The organism is Escherichia sp. AM3, assembly GCF_032029835.1.
In the GTDB taxonomy this organism is placed as follows: Bacteria; Pseudomonadota; Gammaproteobacteria; order Enterobacterales; family Enterobacteriaceae; genus Escherichia; species Escherichia coli.
In genome coordinates this window covers 1-266 of the sequence record NZ_JAVUPQ010001020.1, presented here as the reverse complement: position 1 = coordinate 266, position 266 = coordinate 1, and the positions used below count along the sequence as shown (strand labels likewise).

Here is a 266-nt window from a genome sequence, read left to right as displayed (position 1 = left end):
CCGCAATGCCAATCCCGTGCTGCTGCGCCAGGGTGTTACACAACTCATCGTCATAAAACCCCTGCATCATGCGCACCGAATCGCTGTTAAACGGGTTATCTTTTGAATCAAACAACTCGTTGGTTTTCCGCATCTCTTTCAGCATGTTGCGTAAAAAAATCGCCTCAAACTGTTCGGCGGCCTGCTTGATATCATTGGCCTGAACCTTCGGCCCCATTAACGCGTCGCTGCCGTCAATCCCGCCGCTGGCGTTCACTTTCATCAGA

Annotated in this window: 1 protein-coding gene; it reads right to left on the bottom strand. The window is 51.5% G+C overall.

Annotated features, from left to right (window positions below; genetic code table 11):
- Positions 1-262: rod-binding protein (locus tag RTW80_RS29515; protein WP_312721677.1), on the bottom strand; the 262-nt coding region annotated here is incomplete at its 3' end.
- Between the last annotated feature and the right edge of the window lie 4 nt (positions 263-266).